The 23,413-nt window shown below is 64.1% G+C and carries 18 protein-coding genes; 13 read left to right on the top strand and 5 right to left on the bottom strand.

Annotation, left to right across the window (positions count from 1 at the left end):
* Nucleotides 1–8 precede the first annotated feature (8 nt).
* The 3 genes from art_RS01120 to art_RS01130 are packed head-to-tail and all read left to right on the top strand — an operon-like array spanning nucleotide 9 to nucleotide 4,656.
* Complete coding sequence (locus art_RS01120) at nucleotides 9–2,684, top strand: GNAT family N-acetyltransferase (RefSeq protein WP_038461999.1); 2,676 nt, start codon at nucleotides 9–11, stop codon at nucleotides 2,682–2,684.
* Nucleotides 2,685–2,726: 42 nt separating this feature from the next.
* Nucleotides 2,727–3,416, top strand: coding sequence for a DUF5998 family protein (locus art_RS01125; protein ID WP_038462001.1), 690 nt, complete (start codon nucleotides 2,727–2,729; stop codon nucleotides 3,414–3,416).
* A gap of 55 nt (nucleotides 3,417–3,471) precedes the next feature.
* Entirely contained in the window at nucleotides 3,472–4,656 is a 1,185-nt protein-coding gene (locus art_RS01130; protein WP_038468151.1) for an alkaline phosphatase family protein, read from the top strand.
* A 449-nt stretch (nucleotides 4,657–5,105) separates the two neighbouring features.
* Here the strand turns inward: art_RS01130 and sepH are convergent, their stop codons facing one another.
* The gene (sepH, locus tag art_RS01135; protein WP_038468154.1) at nucleotides 5,106–6,395 is read right to left on the bottom strand and encodes a septation protein SepH; all 1,290 of its coding nucleotides are present in this window, start codon (nucleotides 6,393–6,395) and stop codon (nucleotides 5,106–5,108) included.
* A 278-nt stretch (nucleotides 6,396–6,673) separates the two neighbouring features.
* On the opposite strand from sepH, the gene art_RS01140 reads away from it, so the two are divergent.
* Entirely contained in the window at nucleotides 6,674–6,970 is a 297-nt protein-coding gene (locus art_RS01140) for a DUF4193 family protein (protein WP_038462003.1), read from the top strand.
* 104 nt (nucleotides 6,971–7,074) lie between these two features.
* Here the strand turns inward: art_RS01140 and art_RS01145 are convergent, their stop codons facing one another.
* Entirely contained in the window at nucleotides 7,075–7,572 is a 498-nt protein-coding gene (locus art_RS01145; RefSeq protein ID WP_038462005.1) for a DUF3093 domain-containing protein, read from the bottom strand.
* A gap of 131 nt (nucleotides 7,573–7,703) precedes the next feature.
* Here art_RS01145 and dut point away from each other — a divergent pair, with 131 nt between their 5' ends.
* From dut to art_RS01165, 4 genes are all read left to right on the top strand, one after another.
* Nucleotides 7,704–8,201, top strand: a complete 498-nt coding sequence (gene dut / locus art_RS01150; protein ID WP_253901565.1) for a dUTP diphosphatase — start codon at nucleotides 7,704–7,706, stop codon at nucleotides 8,199–8,201.
* 39 nt (nucleotides 8,202–8,240) lie between these two features.
* Nucleotides 8,241–9,032 carry a DUF3710 domain-containing protein gene (locus art_RS01155; RefSeq protein WP_038462008.1) on the top strand — a complete coding sequence of 264 codons (792 nt, stop codon included), beginning with the start codon at nucleotides 8,241–8,243 and terminating at the stop codon, nucleotides 9,030–9,032.
* Nucleotides 9,033–9,044: 12 nt separating this feature from the next.
* Nucleotides 9,045–9,374, top strand: a complete 330-nt coding sequence (locus tag art_RS01160) for an OB-fold nucleic acid binding domain-containing protein (protein ID WP_038462010.1) — start codon at nucleotides 9,045–9,047, stop codon at nucleotides 9,372–9,374.
* A 75-nt stretch (nucleotides 9,375–9,449) separates the two neighbouring features.
* Nucleotides 9,450–10,097 carry a DUF3159 domain-containing protein gene (locus tag art_RS01165; RefSeq protein ID WP_082000494.1) on the top strand — a complete coding sequence of 216 codons (648 nt, stop codon included), beginning with the start codon at nucleotides 9,450–9,452 and terminating at the stop codon, nucleotides 10,095–10,097.
* 99 nt (nucleotides 10,098–10,196) lie between these two features.
* Here the strand turns inward: art_RS01165 and art_RS01170 are convergent, their stop codons facing one another.
* A complete protein-coding gene (locus tag art_RS01170) occupies nucleotides 10,197–10,856 on the bottom strand; it encodes a TrkA family potassium uptake protein (RefSeq protein WP_052135872.1) in 660 nt (219 codons plus the stop codon).
* A gap of 1 nt (nucleotide 10,857) precedes the next feature.
* Nucleotides 10,858–11,529 carry a TrkA family potassium uptake protein gene (locus art_RS01175; protein ID WP_038462014.1) on the bottom strand — a complete coding sequence of 224 codons (672 nt, stop codon included), beginning with the start codon at nucleotides 11,527–11,529 and terminating at the stop codon, nucleotides 10,858–10,860.
* Between the two features lie 243 nt (nucleotides 11,530–11,772).
* Here art_RS01175 and art_RS01180 point away from each other — a divergent pair, with 243 nt between their 5' ends.
* From art_RS01180 to art_RS01195, 4 genes are all read left to right on the top strand, one after another.
* Nucleotides 11,773–13,764 (top strand): APC family permease, encoded by a 1,992-nt coding sequence (locus art_RS01180; RefSeq protein WP_052135873.1) that lies wholly within the window; start codon nucleotides 11,773–11,775, stop codon nucleotides 13,762–13,764.
* Nucleotides 13,765–13,770: 6 nt separating this feature from the next.
* On the top strand, nucleotides 13,771–15,237 hold the full coding sequence (locus tag art_RS01185) for a class I SAM-dependent RNA methyltransferase (RefSeq protein ID WP_038462016.1): 1,467 nt from the start codon (nucleotides 13,771–13,773) through the stop codon (nucleotides 15,235–15,237).
* 7 nt (nucleotides 15,238–15,244) lie between these two features.
* Nucleotides 15,245–17,815: an HAD-IC family P-type ATPase gene (locus art_RS01190; RefSeq protein ID WP_367643751.1), complete on the top strand. Its 2,571-nt coding sequence runs from the start codon at nucleotides 15,245–15,247 to the stop codon at nucleotides 17,813–17,815.
* Nucleotides 17,816–17,883: 68 nt separating this feature from the next.
* On the top strand, nucleotides 17,884–20,709 hold the full coding sequence (locus tag art_RS01195; protein ID WP_038462018.1) for an aconitate hydratase: 2,826 nt from the start codon (nucleotides 17,884–17,886) through the stop codon (nucleotides 20,707–20,709).
* A 120-nt stretch (nucleotides 20,710–20,829) separates the two neighbouring features.
* Here art_RS01195 and art_RS01200 read toward each other — a convergent pair whose 3' ends face one another.
* Entirely contained in the window at nucleotides 20,830–21,798 is a 969-nt protein-coding gene (locus art_RS01200; protein WP_038462020.1) for an IS1595 family transposase, read from the bottom strand.
* A gap of 790 nt (nucleotides 21,799–22,588) precedes the next feature.
* Here art_RS01200 and art_RS01205 point away from each other — a divergent pair.
* Nucleotides 22,589–23,401, top strand: coding sequence for a hypothetical protein (locus art_RS01205; RefSeq protein ID WP_038462023.1), 813 nt, complete (start codon nucleotides 22,589–22,591; stop codon nucleotides 23,399–23,401).
* Nucleotides 23,402–23,413: the final 12 nt, after the last annotated feature.

The raw sequence follows: 23,413 nt of genomic DNA on the forward strand, positions 1-23,413 counted from the left end.
GTGATTCTATGGTGAAGCCAGAGCTAGCGCCCGGATATCCGGCGCATTGGGAAGCTGATGTTGTTCTTCGTGATGGTGCCACGGGGCATTTGCGCCCCATGACGGCCGCCGATGCCGACGCCGTGCAGGCGTTTCACATGGCCCAATCGCAAAATTCGATCTATATGCGCTTCTTTACGTACAAATCGAAGCTCACACCGAAGGAATTGCGCCGCTTCACCGAACTTGATTATCGCGACCGTGTGGCATTTGTCATAACGCGCGGGCAGGAAATCATTGGCATTGGCCGCTACGACAGGCTGGATGACCCCACCGAGGCAGAGGTGGCGTTCAACGTGTCGGACGCCAACCAGGGCCGCGGCCTGGGCTCGATCCTGCTAGAACACCTGGCCGTCGCGGCCCGCGAAAACGGCATCGACAAGTTCTCCGCCGAGGTGCTGCCGGAAAACCGCAAGATGATCCAGGTCTTCTCCGAGGCAGGCTACGAGGTCCACCGGCGCTTTGACGACGGCGTCATCTCCCTGTCCTTCGACATCGACCCCACCGAAAAGTCCCGGGCGGTGATGGAATCCCGCGAGCACCGGGCCGATGCCCGCAGCGTCGCCGGCCTGCTTGCACCGTCCTCCGTTGCCGTCATTGGTGCCAGCCGGGCGTGGGGGAGCATTGGCCAGCAACTACTGGAACATGTGGTTGAGGGCAAGTTCACCGGGGCCGTCTACGCCGTCAACCAGGAGGCCCTGGAGGTGTCCGGCATGATGCCGTACGCCAGCATCGCCGAGGTTCCCGGGCCCGTGGACCTGGCCATTATCGCCGTCCCCTATGACCAGGTCCCGTCGGTGGTGGAGCAGTGTGGTGCCGCCGGTGTCAAGGGCTTGGTGATTGCCACGGCAGGTTTTGCGGACGACGGCGAACACGGCTTGGCGCGTCAGCGGGAGTTGGTGCGCAGCGCCCGAGCCAACGGCATGCGGCTGGTGGGTCCAGCCTCCTTGGGCCTGGCCAACACCGACCCCGCCATTTCCTTGAACGCCTCCATGGCCCCGGAGCTGCCCGCCAAGGGTGGGCTGGGCATCTTCAGCCAGTCGGCTGCCCTGGGTGTGTCCCTGTTTGCCTCGCTGTCGCGGCGCAGTGTGGGCATGTCCAGTGTGCTCTCGGCCGGCAACCGGGCCGATATTTCCGGCAATGACATGATGCAGTTCTGGGAGGACGACCCCAACACCACGGCGTGCGGGCTGTACCTGGAATCCATTGGCAACCCGCGCAAATTTTCCCGCATCTCCCGGCGGCTCTCACGCACCAAGCCGGTCATCGTCGCCAAATCAGATGCCATGGGCCTGCGCCTGCCTCCCGGCCATGTTGTGCGCACAACCCAAGCCCCCGCAGGTGCCCTGGACGCCATGCTGCGGCAGTCCGGCGTCGTGCGGGTCAACACGATTGAGGAGCTCTCCGATGTGGCCCAGCTGGTGGTGGGCCAGCCGCTGCCGCAGGGGCCGGGGCTTGCCATCATCGGCAACTCGGGCGCCATGGGGACGGTGGTGGCCGACGCCGCCGAACAGCACGGACTGACCGTGGCCGCCGTCGAGTCGATGCTGGCGCTGGACACCGGCCAGTCCAAGGCGCTGCCACTGCTCAAGCGCACGGTCCTGGGAGCGCTGGCCCGGGAAGGGGTGGATTCGGCGATTGTGACGCTGCTGCCGGTCATTGGCCTGAGCATTGAGAACATTGCCAAGACGCTGCATGCCTGCTCCGTTGAAGCGGGCAAACCCGTCATCGCCGTGTTCACCGGAATCGTCGATCCGCGCATCCACGTCAACCGGCAGATGTCGGACACGCTGCCGGCCTATTCAAGTCCGGGGGCAGCCATCGCCGCACTGGCCGCTGTGACACGGTACGCGCACTGGCTCACGCTGGAAACCCCCGTCCTTGAACCGCCGGAAGGTGTTGACTCCGACGCGGCCGAGGCCCTGCTGGATGGCTGGCTGGAGAATGTTTCCGGCACCGAACTGGTGACCCTGGACCCCGAACAAGCCAAGGAACTGTTGCGCCACTACGGAATTGACGTGCTGGAATCGGTGCCGTTTGGCAGCGAAGACGAGGCGGTGGCCGCGGCCGAACGGCTCGGCTGGCCGGTGGCCATCAAAACCCTTGACCCGTCGCTGCGCCACCGCCTGGACCTGGGCGGGGTGCGCATCAACATTGAAGACGAGCAGTCGCTGCGGCGCAACATCGCCCAAATGCGCAAGTTCCTGAAACCGTACGGTGAGAAGGCGCTCGAGGTGCAGTCCATGGCCGAGGTGGGACAGTCCTGCACCCTGCGGGCCATCGAAGATCCCCTGCTTGGCCCGGTCGTGTCCTTTGGGCTCTCCGGCGACGCGGTGAACCTGCTCGATGACTGGGCACACCGGGTGCCGCCGCTGTCCGTCGCCGACACCGCCGAACTGGTGCGTTCGCCGCGGGCCGCCGTGAAACTGTTCGGCTACGAGGGGCTGCCGGCCGGCAATGTGGCAGCGCTGGAGGATCTGGCGGCCCGCGTGGCCCTGTTGAAGGACAACCATCCAGCAGTCGCCTTGATCGAGTTCAAGCCCATCCTGGTGGGACCCACCACCGTGACCGTGCTGGCCGTTGACCTGCGCATCGGCAACCCCGCCCAACGCACCGACAGTGCACGGCGTGCCATGATCTCCTGATGCGTCGAGCCCAGTTCGCAACGGCGGCGCCAAAGTGCGAAAATGGGGCACATGAACAGCTTCGGAGCCGGCGCCCCGGCCAATACCAGAGGTAGCGAGTTGGAAGCAGCACTGCAGCGCTCAGGTTTTTATCCCCGTCTAGTCGCCGATGTGGTCAACGATGCCCTGGACGGGCAAGAGAGCCTTGCGCACCTGGTCCACCTGGAAACCCACTTTGACCACAACGAGATACAGCGGCACATTACGGTTTTGGTGCTGACCAGCGAAATGCTGGTCATCACCCATGTCGACGATCACCAGCTGGACGACTCAGGGGAGCAGATGGTGGCACAAGTGTCCACCGAGTCCGTGCCCGTCAGCCAAATCAAATCCGTGGTGCTCAGCTACATCTACGCCCAGCCGCAGGACTACAAGCCCTCAGACCCGGCCCGGGAACTGACCTTGTCCATCGCCTGGTCCGGTGGACAGCGGGTGGAGATGGGTCCGGCGTCGTGCGGGGACCCCGACTGCGACGCGGACCACGGCTACACCGGCAACATTGCCCAAGAAGACATCGTGCTGCGCATCAGTGCCGAGGCCGAAGGGTTGCAGGCAGTGGCCGACGCCAAGGCGTTCGCCCGGGCCCTGCGCGCGGTCAACACGGCCGTCGGCTCAACCGCCCACGCGGAGCTCGCCGCCAGCAAGTTCCCCGCTTTCGGTGCACGATTGGGCCGCTCACATTACCGCCGATAACGCCGTCGGCGCCACTGAAACAACCGTCGAGGCACTCCTGGCGGCCCAACCACCCTTGCCGTCGCCGCCGTCGTACGGCAAGGCCAGCATTGGCGACGTCCTGCGCAGCGCCGCAGCGGTACTGGGACTTTCCGGCGCCGAGAACGTCCTGAAACTGCCCGCAGCGCCCCGGATTTGTGTGGTCCTGGTGGACGGGCTGGGCAAGTCGCTATTGAAGCAACGCAGCGCCCACGCACCCTTTCTGCGCACAGTCATGGCAGCAGATTCCAGCGGCGAGCACCCCCGCACGCTGCACGCGGCCTTTCCCAGCACCACGGCAACCTCGCTGAGTTCACTGGGCACGGGCGAGGTGCCCGGACGCCACGGCATGGTTGGCTACGACGTCCTGGACCCGCGCCAGGACAAGGTGGTCAACCTCCTGGGGAACTGGGACGGCGGCGTTGACCCGCTGCGCTGGCAGCCCTGCCCCACGATCTTTGAAAAGCTTGGCACCACGGTACCCTCCACTACCGTGAGCCTGCCAAAATTCGCCACCTCCGCCATGACGCGTGCCGCCCTGCGTGGCAGCGAATTCCGGGGAGCGACGTCCACGCACGCCCGTGTGGAGACTGCGGTGGAGGCACTTGCCGCGACACCCACGGCGCTGGTGTACCTGTACTGGAGCGAACTGGACAAGGCCGGGCACGCCCACGGCGCCGATTCCCCCCAATGGGAGCGGGCGTTGGAGGAGCTCGATGCCGGGATGAAGCGACTGGCTGCCACGGCACCTGCCAACACGCTGATCCTGCTCACAGCCGACCACGGCATGGTGGACGTGCCGCGCTCAAACCGCATCGACTTTTCCGTGTTCCCTGAACTGGTGAAGGGCGTTCGGCACACGGCGGGGGAGCCGCGTATGGTGCATCTGTACTTGGAGCCCGGTGCCACCGCGGCGAACCGGGCGGAGCTCATGGCTTCGTGGCTGGAGCGCTTCGGCAAGCTCGCCTGGGTCATCACCCGCGAGCAGGCGATCGCGGCCGGCTATTTCGGCGAGGTCTCGGAGAGCGTCAGCGCCCGCATCGGTGATGTGCTCATTGTCGCCCGGGAATCTGTGGCGTTTTACGACCTGCGCCGTGTGCGCCCCCAGGCCATTGAAGTGGTGGGCCAGCACGGCTCCATCACGAAGGCCGAACGTGAGGTGCCGCTGCTGCGCATCCCCGTCACGGCCAAGGCGCCGGGCAGGAAGTCCAAGCGCCGCTAGCCGGCGCCTTCGCTTCGCTGTGGTCCGCGCAGCTCGCTGTGTGCAGCTGACGCGCAACCTTGGGATCTTGCTGGGCGCATGTTGGTCCCGTTTGCCAGGGTGGCTTTGCGCATGCTCCGGGCTGGCCGCTCCCATGGTGCCACAGCGACAGAGGCGCCATGCTAGGCACCCTGCAGGCGCATACGCCAAGCCACCTGAACTCTATGCGCACTCCGCCGACGGGGCCCTGCTCATAAGCCAAACCAGCATTTGCCATGCGCCTGCTGCAACCCGCCGCATGCGCATAGCTTCGGGTTGCGAGGTTCCTTTTACGCTGCGTACGCCGTGAACGTGCGGTCAACGTGCCGCGGGGTGTCGCCCGGCGCCACGTGCACCCCAACTTTGCGTCAGGCGCGGGGCCGAGGCTCGAGGGCCGCCGGTCGAGCCTGTCATGGCCGGGCCATGTTGAGTCAGTCGCCCTTGGTGCCGAAGACGATTTCATCCCAGCTGGGCACGCTTGAGCGTTTGGGCTTGGCTGCGGCCTTGCGTTCGAGGCGTTCGGCAACTTCACTGTCTGACGGGCCGTCGTCCTCAGGTTCGCTGGCGGCAGGCTCCACCGCAGCAACGGACGAACGGGCAGCCGGCTTCGGTACCCCAGGACGCAAGAGCGTCACAGGCTCCCCGGAGAGCACCACCTCGCGGGTTTCGGTGCTGACTTCAGCGACGCTGTCGACACGGTCCACGACGGGTTCATCTTGGTCAACCAGGCTGGGTGCCAATTGGAGGAACGGCACGTTTTTGAGCCGGTCGTCTCCTTGGACCTCATCGTCTGGCGCGTCCTCAGTGACGTCGGTGACGGGTGCACCATACAATGCTTCATCGCGAGGGTGGGCGCCGGGGACGTGGCTGCCAAGCATGGCGGCCAGCTCGTCGTCGCCGTCTTCATCGATGCCCAAGCGCACACCCCGGCGTGAGCGGAGCATGTCCAAGAGGCCGTGGCCGGGGAACTCCGGTGCCTCAGGTGTCTCGGCGGGCTGTTCGGCAAGCTCGACGGCGGATGTCTCACCGTTGGCTTCCACGTCAAAGGGCTGGTCGACCACTGCGCTGAGCCGGCGTTCAGGAACGGGGCTGTCCAGTGGTTCGAGTTCGCTGAGCTGTTGCGCCCAGCGGTTGGCGTTGTGGAGGGCCTTGCGGCCTGAGTGGAAGCGCCACAGTGCGGGGGCCGGCTCGCCAATGCTGCTGGCTGCCCGTTCATTGCCGGGATCAAAATCGGCGCAGACAGTCCACGAACCTGCTTCATCACGCCAGGCGTCCCACCGCAGTGTTTTCGCGTCGATGCCGAACTCTGCAAGACGGTGCCGCACCATTTCATCCAGCGTGACCGGCTCGTCGCCAAAGGCTGTGCGGTAGCTGTCGTGGTGCGTCGTGGCAGGAGCCACCTCGACAGCGCGGGCCCGGTTGGCGATGTAATCCCGTTCGGCCAGGACAGGGCCTTCATAGCGGCGAATCTGGTCGATGGAGTGTCCGGAAACCTCCGCCACTTCAGCAGCCGTGGACCCGGAGCGGATCATGGATTGTATTTCTCGGGGGCTCATCCGTGCAGTTGATGCTGCCGGCACCCGCGCGCTGTGGATGGCGCTTTTGCCCACAGCCGTGCGCAATGCCTCATCCAGGGGCAGCAGGTAGTTGCCTCCGTCGGGTCCACTGAGCAGCAGATGACCGCCGTCGTCGTGGACACCCACTAGCCGAAGCTCAGCCATGCCGTCCTCCCAAAAGTCTGTTCGTTCACTTCGAAACTTTGCCACCGATGTGCCTGATTTCCTACTACCGCCGCAGGCGTGGCGTGAGATGGCTTGGGAATTACCGGGTTTTTCTGCCGTGCGGGCAGTTGTGTGCCGGCAAGGCGGCATCCTTAAGCCGGTTGCGAACGTGGCTTCCGTGCAGTCCGGAGGCGCCGGTTTCCATTTTAGGGTGTTGGCAGTGTTTACTATTGGCCGCAGCAGAGCATAAAACTGCAGTTCATTCCAAGGGGGCAACCATGACCACGGGCTACCAGCAGCCGCGCACCAATCAACGAGTCAACCGGACGGGTGCCGCCAAAAACCCGCACCGCGGGGCAAACCCTCGCGACACCTTGATCGACATCGCCGAAGCCGAACTGGCCGAGGCGTACGAACTGCCGGGTGCGGAGTTGGCTCCCGACGAGCTGGAACTGGAGATTCTCGCCCAGCAGGCCGATGAATTCACCTGCGGTTCCTGCTTCCTCGTCAGACACCGTTCGCAGCTGGCACGGGAAAAGAACGACTTGCTGTTCTGCAGCGACTGCGAAGGCTGACCCGCGGCGAAGGCTGACCCGCCGTTCGCGCTGGCCCGCGGCGAACGCTGACCCGCGGGGACGAATGCCCGAGACAGGACCGGGCAACGGTCAAAGCGCAAAACCTACTGCTCGGCGGTCTCGCGGTGCACAGTGCCGCCCAGTGCTGCCACAAGGTGCTCGGGGTTGCGTGAGGAGGTGAGCCAGTAGGGTGTGCGGTCGTTCGGGTCCGTGATTTCAATCTTGACAACCGGTTTGATCCAGCCGCGAATGCACAGGTACGCCAACCCGTTGAGCTTGATGCCACGCTGCTCGGTGGCCGCATCGCCGTGGTAGGCAGTCACTTGACCAACAAATTCCCGCTCAATGTGCGCCCTGCCCACCTGCAGCGAGTCGGGGGTCACACTGATGGTGGGGGTCGACGCGATGAGCGCAGTCGACAGGCCAAGCAGCAACACAAAGAAGGCAACGTAGCCGGCCATGGGACTGATGGGCATGAAAATCAGGATCCCCGCCGCCGAGAGGCCAACAACAATCACCCAGCCCCAGAAGTTGGGCCATAGCTTTTCGGTGTAATTGGCCGTGGCAGGGGAGGTTGCGCTCTGGGGCGTAGGGGAAGACATGGCACTAGCTTTTCATCTTTTGGCCCGCTTTTCATCTTGCGCCTGGAAAGCGAAGACACCAGCAGTTCGCGATAGAGTGTCCTGTTGTGAGCCACGAGACTTTTAATGCAAACCAGCCCAGTAACGCCAACCTGCCCAGTGATAACCCGCCAACGTTGACTGTGCAGCTGCACATGCTCGACGACGGGATCGAACCTCCCAGCTACGCCCACCCCGGCGATGCCGGTGCCGATTTGCGCACCCGGATCGACGTTGTGCTGGCCCCTGGAGAGCGAGCCCTGGTTCCCACGGGTGTCAGCATGGCCCTGCCGTTTGGCTTTGTTGCCTTGATCCACCCACGGTCGGGCCTGGCCACGAAGCAGGGGCTGACCATTGTCAACAGCCCCGGAACCGTTGATGCCGGTTACCGCGGGGAACTGTCTGTCACTCTGCTAAACACGGACCTTCACCATTCCGTCACCCTGTCAAGGGGCGATAGAATTGCACAAATGGTGATTCAGCGCGTGGAAACGGCTGAGTTCATCGAGGTGGCTCAGTTGCCTGACTCGGTGCGCGGCACGGGCGGTTTTGGTTCCACGGGCGGGTTTTCCCCGGCCCCGCAGGCAGGATCCGCACCCAGCAACGGCTAAGCAGCCACTCATCCATCTTTACAAGGAGTCGTAAATCCCATGGCTTTTGGGTTTGGTAAGAAAAAGAACAACGAGACAGCTCAGACCGCTGGCGTGGATGAAACCGCTGGCGGGAAGAACGACGCCGATTCCTCACCTGAGGGCGGCGCGGCACTGACGCTTGACCTCCCCCCGGACCCCTCCGACACCGTCTATGACCGTGCAACGCACGGCCCGCTCGACGAGTCGGAAGTTGACAGCATTGAGGGCTACGTCGATCTGGGTGCGCTCATGGTCACCCCGCGTGAGGGCCTGTCGCTGCGCCTTGAAGTGGAGGAAAGCACGAACCGCGTTATCGCCGTGACGCTCGACTTGAATGGTTCGAGCCTGCAGCTGCAGGCTTTCGCCGCCTCCCGCTCGGAGCAGCTGTGGCGCGACATTCGCGAACAAATCGGCCTGTCGGTCGGCTCGCAGGGTGGCGAGATTGAGATCCTTGACGGCACCTTCGGCAAGGAAGTCCTCGCCAAGGTTCCGGCGCAGGGAACCGATGGCAGCAAGGGCTTCCGGGTGGCCAGGTTCCTTGGCATCGACGGCCCCCGCTGGTTCCTGCGCGGTGTTCTGGGCGGCCCTGCTGCCGTGGACCCTGCGGCAGCAGCGGAGCTCGAGGACCTGTTCCGCGGCGTCGTTGTGGTGCGCGGCGAGACACCGCTGCCCCCGCGCGACCTGCTGTTGCTGCGCCTGCCCAAGGACGCAGTGGCCGGGCCCGAGGGCGCCATGGCGGCTGACCACGCAGCACCTGCCCAGGGCGGGGAACCGTTCCGCCGTGGCCCTGAAATCACTGCGATCGGCTAACCATTGGCAGTCATGCAACAGGGGGAATGGCCTGAGGCGACCGCCATCAGCGAGCTGCCGGTGCGCGGCCGTGCCGTGTGCACCGGAGTCATCAGTGCCGTCACGATCCTCCCGGAGTCGGCTGCGCCGTCGTACCTGGTGATCCTGACAGATCGGGAGTCTGAGCGGCTGGCCAGCGATGGCCTGAACCACCGGCTGCGGCTGGTGTGGATTGGCCGACGCCGGGTGCCCGGCGTCGTGGCGGGGACCCGGCTGCGCGTTGAAGGCATGGTTTCACTGCGTGACGGGCTGCCCACCATGTACAACCCCCGCTACGAAATCATTGGAATCCAGGAGATTTAATTGAGCCAACAGAACCCTGAAGACGACTCGCAGGCGGAGAACTCCACCGCCAGCTTCGCCCAGATCGCCCAGGAAATGGCCGCCAAGAACGCTCTTGTTCGCAAGGAAAACGGGCACATCGACCTGCTGGCTGCGGCCGGGGGAGTCAGGGGCATTGCCGAGAGCATCCTCCCCGGCCTGGTGTTCCTGGTGGCTTTCACGCTCACCAGGGACCTGAGAATCGCCTTGGTGGGGTCGGTGGCCATGGCTGCCATCTTCCTCGTTGCCCGGCTGATCCAGCGCACACCCCTGACGCAGGCGCTGGCCGGAATTGCCGGCGTCGCACTTTCAGCATTTCTGGCGATGCAAACCGGCAAGGCCGAGAACTTTTACCTGGTGGGATTCCTGACGAACGCCGGCTACATTGTGGCGATGGTGATTTCCATTGCCGTGCGCTGGCCGGTGCTGGGCCTGCTGTTTGGTTATGCGCGCAACGAAGGTGTCGGCTGGCGCGGCAGGCCCGAACGGCTGCGCGCCTACCGGGTGGCGACCTGGATTCTGGTGGGTGTCATGGCGCTGCGGCTGGCCGTGCAACTGCCGCTGTACCTGGCGGAGCAGGTCGACGCGCTCGGGGCGATGCGCCTGATCATGGGTGTGCCGCTGTACGCCTTCGGGCTGTGGATCGCCTGGCTGATCAGCCGCCCCGTCGGGGAGCCCGAACCGAGCCCCAAAACCGCAGCCTGAACCTGCCGCAAAATTCGATTACGCACTTGTTGGATGAAAAACCGCCAGGAAGGCGGTTTCCGGTCCACTAAGTGCGTAATCGATTTAATGCAGCTGCGGTTAGTGCGTGGAGAGCAGCTCCCGCAACTCGTGCTCCGCCGCGATGGTGGTGATGAAGAACAGTTCGTCGGCGTTTTCCAGCACGTCGTCGGGGCTGGGCGTGATGGGGGCTTCATCGCGCAGGATGGCCACCAGGGTGGAATCCTGCGGCCACGCAATGGTGCCCACCGTCTGCCCAATAATGTGCGAATCCGAGGGCACCGTGAACTCGACCAGGGAGGCCACCCCGGCTTGCAAGGTGAGCAGCCGGACCAGGTCGCCGATCTCCACGGCCTCCTCCACGAGGGCCGTCATGAGCCTTGGGGTGTTCACGGCCACATCCACTCCCCAGGAGTCGTCAAACATCCAGTCATTCTTGGGGTTATTGACCCGGCCCACGGTGCGGCCCACCCCAAATTCGGACTTGGCCAGCAGCGAGACCACCAGGTTGACCTTGTCGTCTCCTGTGGCCGACACCACCACGTCGGCTTCCTCCAGCTTCGCCTCGCGCAGCGTGCTGATCTCGCAGGCATCGCCCACCAGCCAGCGTGCCCCGCGCAGCCCGCTCTTGCCGATGACCTCCGGCTTGGGGTCGATCAGCAGCACCTCATGGCCGTTCGAGAGCAGCTCCTTGGCGATGGAACAACCCACGCTGCCCGCACCAACAATGACAACAAGCATGCTAAATCTCCTTCGGAGGTGAGTTGGAGAGGATGTGGCCGATCTCGGCCGACTGCGCCCCGACAACCATGGCGTGCACCGTGTCGCCCTGCTGGTAGCTGGTGTCCGGCCCGGGCAGCATGCCCTCGCCGAAGCGGGTCAGGTACGCCACGCGCACGCGCGCCGCATTCTCAATGTCAAGGATGTGCCGGCCAATCCAGTCCGGATGCAGGGAAAGCTCGGTCAGGAACAACCTGCCCGAGGGTTCGCGGAAGTCGCCCTTAATGGCGGTCTCCGGCAGGATCCGCCGCAGCACCTGGTCGGCGCTCCACCGCACGGCCGCCACCGTGGGGATGCCCAGGCGCTGGTAGATTTCGGCGCGGCCGGGATCGTAAATGCGGGCCACAACGTGCTCCACATGGAACGTTTCGCGGGCCACCCGGGTGGCGAGGATGTTCGAGTTGTCGCCGCTGGAGACGGCCGCGAAGGCGTAGGCGCTTTCAATGTCGGCCTGCTTCAGGGTCTCCTGGTCAAAACCCACACCGGTGATCTTGCGTCCGCCAAAGCCGGTGCGCAGGCGCCGGAACGCGCGCTCGTCCTGGTCGATGATGGCCACCGAATGTCCGGAGTCCTCCAAGGTGTGGGCGAGTGTTGCCCCCACACGGCCGCAACCCATGATCACAAAGTGTGCCACTGATGCTCCTTACTCCTGCGGTACTTGCGGCGCCTGCCGCAGTTCCACTGTTGGGCCCGCATGCGTGTGGCATGCGGTGCGGATCCAATTTCACGTTGCCGGGGCCCCGTTGGTCAAGTCGTCTGGGATTGTGTTTCGGCCACGGCGCTCTGGATTCCAGCTGTGTGGATTCCAGTGTGTCACGGGGAGGCGCCCACAGCATCAAGGGAGAAGGCCCCACGGCGATACGGGACCGGCGGCCCCATGGGTGCTAGCGTTACCCGCGTGCTGAATTTCTTCAACGCGTTCAAGCGAGTCTTGGTGGGACGTCCGTTCCGCAACGACAGCCTCGCCCACACGCTGCTGCCAAAACGCATCGCGCTTCCGGTGTTTGCCTCCGATGCGCTGTCCTCGGTGGCCTATGCCCCGGATGAAATTCTGCTGACCCTTGCCCTTGCCGGCGTGGCCGCGGTGTCGCTCTCGCCCTGGGTGGGCCTGGCCGTCATGGTCGTATTGCTCACGGTTGTGGCGTCCTACCGCCAAAACGTCCACGCGTATCCATCAGGCGGCGGCGACTATGAGATCGCCACGGTGAACTTGGGCAAGAGTGCCGGTCTCACGGTGGCCTCGGCCCTCATGGTCGACTACGTCTTGACCGTTGCCGTGTCCATGTCCTCCGCCGCGAACTATCTGGCCACGGCGATACCCGGCTGGCACGGCACCCAGGCCGCGATCGCCGTCGTCGGTGTCATGATCCTGGCACTCGTGAACCTGCGCGGTATCAAGGAGGCCGGCACGGTATTTGCCGTGCCCACCTACATCTTCATGTTCTGCATCTTCGCCATGACGGCCGCCGGGATCTTCCAGGCTGCGACGGGAACGCTTGGCCGGGCGCCGTCGGCCGACTTCGAAATTGTCCCCGAGGCAGCGTTCAACCAGGGGCTCGTGGGACTGGCAGGTGCGTTCCTGCTGCTGCGCGCCTTCTCCTCGGGCGCCGCCGCCCTGACGGGTGTGGAAGCCATCAGCAACGGGGTGCCGAACTTCCGCAAGCCCAAGAGCAAAAATGCCGCCACAACGCTGCTCCTGCTGGGTGCCATTGCGGCGGGGATGATGGCCAGCATCCTGTTCCTGGCCAACGCCACGGGCGTGCACATTGTGGCCGACCCGCACACCGAATTCCTCGTCAATGGGGTGGCCCCGCCGCAGGATTACGTACAGAACCCGTCGATCAGCCAGATCGCCGCCACCATTTTTGGTGCCGGTTCCATCCCGTTCTTCCTCATCGTTGCCGCGACTGGCACCATCCTGGTGTTTGCCTCAAACACCGCCTTCAACGGTTTCCCGGTCCTGGCCTCCATCCTGGCCAAGGACGGCTACCTGCCCCGCCAGCTGCGCACCCGCGGGGACAGGCTGGCGTTCAGCAACGGCGTGCTGCTGCTGGCCGCGGGCGCCCTGGTCCTGATTATCGCCTTCAACGCCGACGTCACCCGCCTCATCCAGCTCTATATTGTGGGCGTGTTCATCTCCTTCACCGCCAGCCAGCTCGGCATGATCCGGCACTGGACCCGGGAGCTGCTGAAGGTCAAGGACAAGACCGTGCGCTTCCGCATGAAGCGTTCACGGGTCATCAACACCATCGGTTTCAGCATGACCCTGACGGTGCTGCTGATCGTGCTGGTCACGAAGTTTGAGCAGGGCGCCTGGATCGCGCTGCTGGCCATGGCGGTGCTGTTTGTCATCATGTGGAGCATCCGTTCGCACTACGACAACGTCGCCAAGGAACTTGCCGTCGAGACGGACTCCGCCATCAAGGCGCTGCCGGCCCGCATCCACGCGGTGATTTTGGTCTCACACGTGCGCAAGCCCGTCATGCGAGCAGTCGCCTTTGCACGGGCTTCTCGGCCGTCAACGCTGGAGGCCATCACCGTTGATTTGGATCCCGTGGAGACCGAGCAAACCATCGCGGATTGGGAGAGGCTCTCCATCCCGGTACCGTTGACTGTGTTGGCGAGCCCGTACCGGGAAACGCTGACGCCGCTGATCGACCACATCAAGACCATGCGCCAGGACGCGCCCCGGGACTTGATCGTGGTGTACATCCCGGAATACGTGGTGGGCAAATGGTGGGAGCAGCTGGTGCACAACCAGACTGCCCTGCGCATCAAGACGCGGCTGCACTTTGAACCAGGGGTGGTGGTTGCCAGCGTGCCATGGCAGTTGAAGTCCTCCACCGACGCGAAGAAATATCAGGAATAGAGCAATATGAGCCAGCCCAGCACCACCCCCAGCCCTGCCGACACGCCCCGCCGCACCGAATCCCCGCGACTTGTAGTGACCGTGGGGCCGGTAGCCCACGGCGGCCACTGCGTTGCCCGGCATGAGGGCCGTGTCATCTTCGTCCGCCACGGTATCCCCGGCGAGACGGTGGAAATTTCCCTGACCGAGCACGACGCCGATGCCAAGTTTTGGCGTGCAGACGTCACCAACGTCGTTCTCGCCTCGCCAGAGCGGGTGCCCCACTTTTGGGCCGAGGCCGACTCCCTGCGGGCTGCCGCGCGCAACACCGCACCGGTGGGTGGGGCGGAATTCGGCCACATTTCCCGCAAGGGCCAGCTGGAGCTGAAGACCGCCGTGGTCAGGGAGCAGCTGGCTCGCCTGGGCGGGCTGTCGCAGGAGCGCATCGACGCGCTGCTGAGCGCCGGCGTCGAGGACGTCGACACGCAGGGCACGCCCGAGCAGCAGGCGGGACTGGGCTGGCGCACCCGCGTGGGCTTCGCCGTGACGCCGTCGGGCAAGCTGGGCATGCACGCGCACCGTTCACGCACCGTGCTGCCCATCAAGGACATGCCGCTGGCTGTTCCCGCCATCAACGAGCTGGGCTTGTGGGAGCTGGACTTTACCGGCATGGAACGCGTTGAGGTGGCCGCCCCGGCCAACGGATCCGGCGTCCTGGTGCTGCTGGCACCCGATGCCCGGCTCAGTGAAAAAGCCGCCGGTGCCGCCGTCAAGCGCATTGCCCGCGCACTGGCCGGCCTGGAAACACCTCCGAACGTGGCCCGCTGGAACCCGGAAAACAGTGCCGTCGAGGCTGTCAACGGCCGCGGCTGGGTGCGGGAAACCACCGACGACCACGAATTCCGGGTCACCGGCGACGGCTTCTGGCAGATTCACCGCCGGGCCCCCAAGGTCCTGACCGACGCGGCGCTTGGCTACCTTCTGCAGGGCGGTTACCTGAACGACGGTGCCAAGGTCGCCGACCTCTACGCCGGTGCCGGGTTGTTCACGGCGCCGCTGGCCGACGCCGTCGGCTCCGACGGCAGCGTCCTGTCCGTGGAAGGCTCGCCGGGCACCAGCCGCGACGCACGCAAGAACCTGCACGCGGCCGAGCAGGTTGAAATCGCACAGGGCAGGGTGGAGAAAATCCTCGGCACTGCTTCCCGCGCCTCCCAAACCGCAGGCGGACAGCGGCACAGTTTTGACGCCGTCGTGCTGGATCCGCCCAGGGCAGGAGCAGGAAAAGCCGTGGTCCGGGCACTGGCGGCCACTGCGCCGTCGGCCATCGCCTACGTCTCCTGCGACCCGGCCGCCTTTGCCCGCGACGTGAAATATTTTGCCAACGTGGGCTGGCAGGTGGAGCAATTGCGCGCCTTTGACCTGTACCCGCACACGCATCATGTGGAGACGGTGGCGCTGTTGGTGCCCGCCGTGAAAGCGTCCGCGACGGAGTAGGAACGTTTTGAACCAACCGGCAGCAAAGGTGCGCCCGCCGCGGCGTGACCTGACCAGGAACAAGCCCAAGGGCACGGTTTTGGCCGAGCGGCGCGACGAACACCGCCGCGCAGCCATGGCGGATGCCCGCGAAAAGCTGGCGCCCGTGGACGCCGCCGTGCTGGAACAAGACGGGCTGTCCGCTGCCCAGATCCATGAACGACGCACGGCCGAGCTCAGCAACGCCGTGGCGCACGAGAGCAGCCGCAGTATTTGGGCCATTGTCCGGGCCAATGTGTTCACGTTGTTCAACACGGTGCTGGGCAGCTGCCTGGTGCTGGTGCTGCTGGTGGGGGATCCGCGCGATGCGCTGTTTGGTTTCATCGTGCTGGCCAATGCCGCCATCGGTGTGGTGCAGGAGTACCGGGCCAAGCGCACCCTGGACAGGCTCGCGGTGTTGCATGCACCGCGGGCCCGGGTGCGCCGGGGCGGGGCGGAACTGGAGATTGCCGTTGCCGAGGTGGTCCAGGACGACGTCCTGCTGCTGCGCACCGGCGACCAGATCCCGGCCGACGCCAAAGTGCTGGCCGCGGAGGCGCTGGAAATTGATGAGTCGCTGCTGACGGGGGAGTCCGACCCCGTGACGAAGGCGCCCGGTGACCTGGCGCTTTCCGGGTCCGCCGTCGTGGCCGGCTACGGCACGGCCCGGGTGCACCGCGTGGGTGCGGAGTCGTACGCCTCGGCGCTGACGGCCGAGGCGCGGCGCTTCTCCCTCGTCAACTCCGAGATCCGCAACTCTATCAACCGCATCATCCTGTACATCGCCTGGGCGCTGATCCCCATCATTGTGCTCGTCATCAACGGGCAGATGAGCGCCCACGGAGGCTGGTCCGCCGCCATCTCCTCCGGCGATTGGCGGGTGGCCGTGGTGAGCGCCGTGGCCAGCATCGTGGCCATGATCCCGGAGGGCCTGGTGCTGCTGACCAGCATCTCCTTTGGGTTGGCCGCCGTGACCCTGGCCCGGCAGCAGGTCCTCGTGCAGGAACTGCCGGCCGTAGAGGGTCTGGCCCGCGTGGACATGGTCTGCCTGGACAAGACCGGCACACTGACCGAGGGGCGGATGGAACTGGCCGGCACCAGCCTCTTTGACACCGTTCCCGGGTGGGAACAGGTGCTCGCCTGGCAGGGCACCCACCCCAATGCGAACGCCACAGCCGCCGCGCTGGCCGCCACGTACACTGACGTGCCGCACGAGCTGCCGGTCGCCGAAGTCCACTTCAGCAGCGCCCGAAAGTTCAGTGCCGTCACGTTCGGCGGTCCGCCGGATGCCGGCTCCCTTGCCGGTGACTGGGTGCTGGGTGCCCCGGAGGTGGTCCTGGCCGGCGGAAACCACCCCGAGGCGCTGAACGCCTCCGATGAGGCCGCAGGACGCGGCCTGCGCGCCGTGGTGCTCGCCCACCGCGGGCCACAGCGGCAGGTGGGCCATCCGCCGTCGGCCGATGACTTCAGCCTGGCCGGACTCACCCCGGTGGCATTGCTCGTGTTCCGTGAAAAGGTGCGCCCCGACGCAGCCCAGACGCTGGCGTATTTCCGCGAACAGGGCGTGCTGCTGAAAATCATCTCCGGCGACAACCCCCGCACCGTGGCAGCCGTGGCCCGTGACGTGGGCTTTGAATTTGATGGCGACGGCTACGACGCACGCGAACTCCCTGACGAGCTGGAGGCGATGGCCGACGTTCTGGAACGCGAAAGTGTGCTGGGGCGCGTCACTCCGGAGCAAAAAAAATCCATCGTGCTGGCCCTGCAGAGCCGCGACCATGTTGTCGCCATGACGGGCGACGGCGTCAATGACGCCCTGGCCCTGAAGCACGCCGACATCGGCATCGCCATGGGCAGCGGGGCGGCCGCCACGAAGGCGGTCTCCCGGCTCGTGCTGCTGGACGGGCAGTTCTCGCACCTGCCGTCTGTGGTGGCCGAGGGGCGGCGTGTCATTGCCAATGTGGAGCGCGTGGCCAACCTTTTCTTGACGAAAACCACGTACGCCATCATCATTTCCATCGTCATCGGCATCCTGATGTGGCGGTATCCGTTCCTGCCCCGCCAGCTGTCCATTGTGAGCTCCATGACAATCGGCATCCCGGCGTTCTTCCTGGCACTGCTGCCCAACGCCCGCCGCTACCAGCCAGGATTCCTGCGCCGGACGCTCATGTTCGCGATTCCCTCCGGAACCATCATCGCCGCCTGCATCATGGCTGTTTATTCCTATGCGCAGGCGTTCCCCAACACGTCCCTGGGGGAGGAGCACGTGATCCGGGAGGCCCAGACCGCCGTCACCATGACGGTGCTTTTGGTGGCCATGTGGGTGCTTGGAACCCTGGCCCGGCCGTTCGACCGGTGGCGGGCGCTGCTGGTGGCCGCCATGGTCCTTGGCCTGGTGCTCGTCATGGCCGTACCGTTCGCCCGCAGCTTCTTTGCACTCGATATCCCAAGCGGTGGCCTGTTAACGGCTACGATGGCGGTAACAGCAACAGGATGCATTGCGATCGAACTGCTCTACCGGTTCTTAAAGAAGCGCGGAGCTGTGTCCGAACGCGAGTAAGGCGTGCCTAACTGGCATCCCGTCCCGTGCGTGACAAAGATAAAAGCAGTGGCGAGAGGAGTCCATCGATGACTAATGTGGACAGTTTTGGTTCCAAAGGCGTACTTAATGTAGGCGGAACCGACTACGAGATTTTCCGACTGAACTCGGTAGAAGGCGCAAAGAGCCTTCCGTTCAGCCTCAAGGTATTGCTGGAGAACCTGCTTCGCACCGAAGATGGTGCGAACATTACGGCCGAGCACGTGCGTGCGTTGGCAGGTTGGGACCCGAGTGCGGAGCCCAACACGGAAATCCAGTTCACCCCGGCCCGCGTCATCATGCAGGACTTCACAGGAGTCCCCTGCATCGTTGACCTGGCCACCATGCGCGAGGCCGTCAAGGACCTCGGCGGAGACCCCAGCCGTGTGAACCCGCTGGCTCCGGCCGAAATGGTCATTGACCACTCGGTGCAGATTGACGTCTTCGGCAACTCAGATGCCGTTGAGCGGAACATGGAAATCGAATACCAGCGCAACGGGGAGCGTTACCAGTTCCTGCGCTGGGGCCAGAGCGCCTTCGAGGACTTCAAGGTTGTCCCCCCGGGCATGGGCATCGTGCACCAGGTCAACATTGAGTACCTGGCCCGCACCGTCATGACCCGCGAGGTCGACGGCGTACTGCGCGCCTACCCGGACACCCTGGTCGGCACCGACTCACACACCACCATGGTCAACGGCCTGGGCGTGCTGGGGTGGGGCGTTGGCGGCATCGAAGCCGAGGCAGCCATGCTGGGCCAGCCCGTCTCCATGCTGATCCCGCGCGTCGTCGGATTCAAGCTGACCGGGTCCATCCCGGCCGGTGCCACCGCGACCGACGTCGTGCTGACCATCACCGAGCAGCTGCGCAAGCACGGCGTTGTCGGCAAGTTCGTCGAGTTCTACGGCGAAGGCGTTGCCGGTGTGCCGCTGGCCAACCGCGCAACCATTGGCAACATGAGCCCGGAGTTCGGCTCCACGGCTGCCATGTTCCCGATCGACGACGTCACGGTTGACTACCTGCGCCTGACGGGCCGTTCCGAGGAACAGCTCGCGCTGGTCGAGGCCTACGCCAAGGAGCAGGGCCTCTGGCACGATCCTTCGGTGGAGATCAAGTTCTCCGAGTACCTCGAGCTGGACTTGTCCACGGTGGTTCCCTCCATCTCAGGACCCAAGCGCCCGCAGGACCGTATCGAACTGACCAACTCCAAGGTCCAGTTCCGCTCGGACCTGAACAACTACGTTGCCGCCGACGCAAACGCTCAAGGCAACACGGTGGACGAGTCCCTGGAAGAATCCTTCCCGGCCTCCGACGCACCGTCGTTCACGCACGCCGACAACCACACCCACGACACCGCGCGCACAGTGGTTTCCGCTGCCACCGGTGCCAACGGCCGCCAGTCAAACCCGATCCACGTCAAGAACGAATCAGGCGTTGAATTCGAGCTGGACCACGGTGCAGTCTCGATCGCCTCGATCACTTCGTGCACCAACACCTCCAACCCCTCGGTGATGCTCGCTGCGGCCGTTTTGGCCCGCAACGCCGTCAACAAGGGCCTGGTGTCCAAGCCGTGGGTCAAGACCTCCGTTGCCCCCGGCTCCAAGGTTGTCACCGACTACTACGAAAAGTCGGGCCTCGTGCCTTACCTGGAGAAGCTCGGCTTCTTCACCGTGGGCTACGGCTGCGCAACCTGCATCGGCAACTCCGGCCCCTTGGACACCGAAGTTTCGGCAGCCATTGCCGAGAACGACCTGTCCGTGACCGCAGTGCTCTCCGGAAACCGCAACTTCGAGGGTCGCATCAACCCGGACGTCAAGATGAACTACCTGGCCTCACCGCCGTTGGTCATCGCCTACGCCCTGGCCGGCACCATGGACTTCGACTTTGAGGCAGACGCCCTGGGGCAGGATGCCGACGGCAACGACGTCTTCCTGCAGGACATCTGGCCCAACCCGGTGGAGGTCCAGGAAGTCATGGACGCCTCGATTGACCGCGAGATGTTCACCAACTCCTACGCCACCATCTTTGATGGCGACGACCGCTGGAAGGCCCTGGAAACCCCCGAAGGCAACACCTTCGAATGGGATCCCAAGTCCACCTACGTCCGCAAGCCCCCATACTTTGAGGGCATGAAGGCCGAGGCCGACCCTGTGGAGGACATTACCGGTGCACGTGTGCTGTTGAAGCTCGGCGACTCCGTCACCACCGACCACATCAGCCCCGCTGGTTCCTTCAAGTCGGACACCCCCGCCGGACAGTACCTGCTGGCCAACGGTGTGGAGCGCAAGGACTTCAACTCCTACGGTTCACGCCGTGGCAACCATGAGGTCATGATTCGCGGCACCTTCGCGAACATCCGCATCCGCAACCAGATCCTGGACAACGTTGAAGGTGGCTTCACCCGCGACTTCAGCCAGGCCGGCGGCCCGCAGGCCTACGTCTACGACGCCTCCATCAACTACCAGGCAGCCGGCACCCCGCTGGTTGTCCTGGCCGGCAAGGAATACGGTTCAGGCTCATCACGTGACTGGGCTGCCAAGGGCACCGCACTGTTGGGTGTGAAGGCTGTTGTCGCCGAGAGCTACGAGCGCATCCACCGCTCCAACCTCATCGGCATGGGCGTCCTTCCCCTGCAGTACCCGGCTGGGCAGAACGCCGAGTCGCTGGGCCTGAGCGGCACCGAAACCTTCTCCGTGGAAGGTGTGACCGAACTGAACAACGGCACCACACCCGCCACCTTGAAGGTCACAGCAGTTGCTGAAGACGGCACCACCGTGAGCTTCGATGCGCCACTGCGCATCGACACCCCCGGTGAAGCCGACTACTACCGCAACGGCGGCATCCTGCAGTACGTGCTGCGTCAGATCACCGCAAGCTAGCGCATCGCTGGCAGCATTTGAGCGGGCGGGCATCCGGGAAACCGGGTGCCCGCCCGCTGCATTTAACCCGCCCCTTTAGACGCTCCTTCACATAACGGGTGTAGTGCGTATCCGGTTAGCTCAGGTTCTCCGGGTGGTGCCGGGCCCTTGTGCCACGATTTCCCGGAAGGTCATTGGGTCATGGTGTGACTCGAGCCCGAGCAGGCTTTGGAAGGCTGGCATGGGTGAACGCCGGCGGTTGTAGCGGAAGGCGAACTCGTCCAGATAAACCTGCAGGTGTTCATTGCTAACGGAGCGGTGGGTGCCCCGCAGCCAGGATTTGAAGTCGCTGATGGCCCTGTGAACACGCGGCATGACGGGTTCCGTGTCGCCGGTGCGCTTGGCCGCCCTTTGGGAACGCGGCCGGTGGTCGTAACCGTTCTTTGCGAGCAGGACATACGGTCCCCATCCGTCCGTGTGGACCACCGCTCCCGGTGCCACGGTCTCATGGACGAAGTTGTACAACGTCGATCCTGAGGCATCCGGAATGACTTGCATGCGAGTGCGCCCGGAGCCTTGGCCTCGGACCTCAACAGCAACAACAACATGGGCCGCTTTGGCTATCCGGCTGCGTCCGCCGCTGCGGCCCTTTTCGACGCCGCCGACCTCGCACTCATCAACCTCGACCTCTCCTGTCAGCATGGTGCGTTCGGGACTGACCATGGCCCGGCGCGGCTTGTGCAGCATCGTCCAGGCACTCTCGTAGCGGCTGAGCCCGAGCTGGCGCTGTAGCTGCACCGCGGAGATTCCAGGGGTACTCGTGGTCATCAGGTAAGCCGCCCAAAACCAGTATTGGAGCGGCAGATGGGTCTTGTGCAACACAGTCCCGGCCGTGAGTGACGTTTGGCGGTGGCAGTGGCAGTGGCAGTGGCAGTGAGCACATTCCCACAGAATCCGCGTTGAAAGGGGCCAGCCCTTACGCCCCTGGCATCGCGGGCAAACGAAGCCTTCCGGCCATCGGCAGGCAAACAAATATTCCAAGCAGGACGGCTCGTCACCGAACCTTGCCTGGAACTCCAGAATCGACCGAGGAAAGTCTGGACGTGTCATGGGCCCAACGTACACCTGAGCTAACCGGATACGCACTACGGGTGTTTTCACCGAATGCGGCAGCACCTTCCGGGGTGCTTTCCCCGACGCGGCTTCAGTCCCTTGCACTGGAAATGGGCTGCTGGGTGAATCACCGCTCGGGTACCGGCCACCGTCTCTGTTTCCTTTCCCCGTTTCTTTTCGCAGGGGTACTGGAAACCCGCGCCGGAGGGTGTCTGCTCCGCCGAGAATGACCCTGAGTCGTATCGTGTGGCATCTTGTTTCGCCGAGAATGGCCCGGAGCCGCGAAATGCCACCAAGGTTGCGCCCTTCTCGCGAGCTTGCATCACTCTCGGCGAGACAGATTCAGATCTATGCGGGTTTGGCCCCTTCTCGGCGTGCATTTACCTCTCATCCCCGGCGGAGCCGCTGGGATCGAATGATCGGGCATGTCACACAACGTCGGGAAGACCAGGATGGCCCGCCCGGCCTCCCTGGTCGAAGACATCCACGGCGACAGCGACTTGGAACCTGACAGCCGCGATGGTGGGTATCCGGCTTAATCACCCACGGAAGAGTCACAAGAGCCACGTGACGGGGTGTTTGCCCCGACGCTGCAGCACATTCCGGGGTGTGTTGCGACACCGGCAGTGTTGTTGACCAGTCGTCATACGGCGACCACGGGTAACGTTTCTTCGAATCGATGGACTATCCTTGAATTTGCTTTGACTGGGGTGATAGGCATTTGTAGTGTTTTATGCGCTCTTTTCAGGGAACACTTCACTTGCCTCCATAGATTCAGGGAATATAAATGACTTCCGCAATTCCACCCACCGAACAGATCTCAGAGCTCCCTGGGGATGAAACAGCCACTATCCCCGCCACGCCCACCACGGCTCCCATTTCCGATCCTGCGGCTGCTCCGCAAGCGCCGGTGCAGGGAATCGGCGCTGAAATACTCGGGACCATTACTGCACTCTGGGTGTCGCTGGGCAGTGTTTGGAAGGGTAAATCAGTCGAGGCGTTTCGTCTCGGCGCGAGCACCAAGAAGTTCTGGGTAGTCGGATTCTTGAGCTATTCGCTTGTCCTTGGCCTGTTGACGGCTACGCTGGTGGCCCGGTCCGTCGACAGTGCTGACGAGATGTTGGGATCCATGACCAGCAGCTTCATCGGATACAGCACGCGGGGAACATTTGGGCTTTCCGTTGGAAACTGGATTTCCCTCTTTATTACCGGATTGATCCTGGCCCTGATTGCGTTCGTACTGCGGGCTTTGTGCCTGAAATGGACATTTTCCATTCGCGGGGTGCGGCAATCGATGGGGGTCGTTGGCAATGTCATCACCACCTCCTACGTCATGCAGATGACAGTCCTGCTTGCGGCCACTGTCCTGTTGATGATTCCAAGTGCCGTCATTTCCGGACTGGTTTTGTTGCTTGTCGGCCTTGTCAGCGTTCCCCTCGTTTTGATTTCGGAGGTATTGATTTACATCGGCATTAACCGGACCGCTCGTTTCGAGAAGAGTTCGTTGATTCCCCATGCAGTCTTTACCGGTGTCTGGATTGCGTTGACGTTGACCGTTTACGCAATCATCCTCACCGTGACTCTCGAGAACATGTTCTAGCCCGTGAATGTC

The sequence above is a fragment of the Arthrobacter sp. PAMC 25486 genome (genome assembly GCF_000785535.1).
Taxonomy (GTDB): Bacteria; Actinomycetota; Actinomycetes; order Actinomycetales; family Micrococcaceae; genus Specibacter.

What these genes read in the sequence shown, in the direction of transcription:
- art_RS01155 (WP_038462008.1), top strand. Translation starts at nt 8,241, where the DNA reads ATGGCTTTTGGGTTTGGTAAGAAAAAGAACAACGAGACAGCTCAGACC.
- art_RS01145 (WP_038462005.1), bottom strand. Translation starts at nt 7,572, where the DNA reads ATGTCTTCCCCTACGCCCCAGAGCGCAACCTCCCCTGCCACGGCCAAT.
- sepH (WP_038468154.1), bottom strand. Translation starts at nt 6,395, where the DNA reads ATGGCTGAGCTTCGGCTAGTGGGTGTCCACGACGACGGCGGTCATCTG.
- art_RS01200 (WP_038462020.1), bottom strand. Translation starts at nt 21,798, where the DNA reads ATGACACGTCCAGACTTTCCTCGGTCGATTCTGGAGTTCCAGGCAAGG.
- art_RS01185 (WP_038462016.1), top strand. Translation starts at nt 13,771, where the DNA reads ATGAGCCAGCCCAGCACCACCCCCAGCCCTGCCGACACGCCCCGCCGC.
- art_RS01140 (WP_038462003.1), top strand. Translation starts at nt 6,674, where the DNA reads ATGACCACGGGCTACCAGCAGCCGCGCACCAATCAACGAGTCAACCGG.
- art_RS01205 (WP_038462023.1), top strand. Translation starts at nt 22,589, where the DNA reads ATGACTTCCGCAATTCCACCCACCGAACAGATCTCAGAGCTCCCTGGG.
- art_RS01120 (WP_038461999.1), top strand. Translation starts at nt 9, where the DNA reads ATGGTGAAGCCAGAGCTAGCGCCCGGATATCCGGCGCATTGGGAAGCT.
- art_RS01125 (WP_038462001.1), top strand. Translation starts at nt 2,727, where the DNA reads ATGGGGCACATGAACAGCTTCGGAGCCGGCGCCCCGGCCAATACCAGA.
- art_RS01160 (WP_038462010.1), top strand. Translation starts at nt 9,045, where the DNA reads ATGCAACAGGGGGAATGGCCTGAGGCGACCGCCATCAGCGAGCTGCCG.
- art_RS01170 (WP_052135872.1), bottom strand. Translation starts at nt 10,856, where the DNA reads ATGCTTGTTGTCATTGTTGGTGCGGGCAGCGTGGGTTGTTCCATCGCC.
- art_RS01165 (WP_082000494.1), top strand. Translation starts at nt 9,450, where the DNA reads ATGGCCGCCAAGAACGCTCTTGTTCGCAAGGAAAACGGGCACATCGAC.
- art_RS01180 (WP_052135873.1), top strand. Translation starts at nt 11,773, where the DNA reads ATGGGTGCTAGCGTTACCCGCGTGCTGAATTTCTTCAACGCGTTCAAG.
- art_RS01195 (WP_038462018.1), top strand. Translation starts at nt 17,884, where the DNA reads ATGACTAATGTGGACAGTTTTGGTTCCAAAGGCGTACTTAATGTAGGC.